The sequence below is a fragment of the Oleiphilus sp. HI0043 genome (assembly GCF_001634935.1).
This window is the reverse complement of the sequence record NZ_LWEY01001771.1, coordinates 1-912: the sequence shown is the minus strand read 5'-3', so window position 1 is coordinate 912 and position 912 is coordinate 1. Positions and strand designations below refer to the sequence as shown.

1 protein-coding gene is annotated in these 912 nt (G+C 48.8%); it reads left to right on the top strand.

Features of this window, described 5'->3' with window-relative positions; genetic code table 11:
• The coding region (locus A3729_RS27285) for a DUF1631 family protein (protein WP_156498167.1) at nucleotides 1-912 on the top strand (912 nt) is incomplete at both ends.

Below are 912 nucleotides of genomic sequence, written 5' to 3'. Positions count from 1 at the left end.
AGAAAATTCAGCTCAGGGTGGTTCTGCAGGTGGGCCTGGTGTGGCGGGAAGGCCAGGCTATGTGCCGGAAGCGTCCCCTATGGCAGCCAGTTTAGAAAGCCAAGCAAGTTTAGCTACCTCCGCTGAAACTCAACAAAACCAAGATGCCTTGGGAGCGCCAAGTGCCCCGTTAGAAGAGCAGCGTTCTTCCTTTATCGAATCTCTTGGTGGTGGAACCGGGCAAGCTGATACTCAAAGCGCTGCATTAACAGCGCCGCCTTTTCAGTCCGCAAGCTCTCCTTCAGGTGCGGCTCCAGGTCTAGGAACACTATCCGGTCAAGCAAATCAAATGGGTGGCGATAGTCCATTCCAACAAAATCAGGCAGAAGTGCAAAGTGCGCTAAATAATGTTGTGGGTTTGATGCGATCTTTGCGGAAAAAATCAGCTGAACAGAGTCAGCGCTTAGGTGAGGCCAGCGCTCCACTAGAGAATTACTCGCAAGGAGAGTTCACCGAAGGCCTTGCTGAGCTTCAAGGTGCTAGTGATGCTGACAAGCTGGAAGAACGCCCTAGCTTGATGTCCCGAGTAGAGGAGAGCTTCAAACAGCAGGGAACTGAAAAAGCACTCGATGAGCAACAGAAGGTTGCTATCGATGTCGTAGATCGCTTTTTTTACAGTATGCGGAATAACCCCCGTATTAGTTCTGAAGCAAAACAGCACCTACTTAAACTTGAAGTACCAGTACTGAAAGTGCTACTGAAAGATGAGCGTTTCTTTGAAGATCATAATAGCTCCGTCAGAGCTGTTATGAACCGTATTGCTCAGCTTGGCGCAAAAGGTGTTACCTTGAACCCTGCAAGCCGGCGAAAGGTGTCAGAATTAGTAGAGCAGATTGTTGAGCAGTTTGAACAAGATACTGAAATATTCGATAG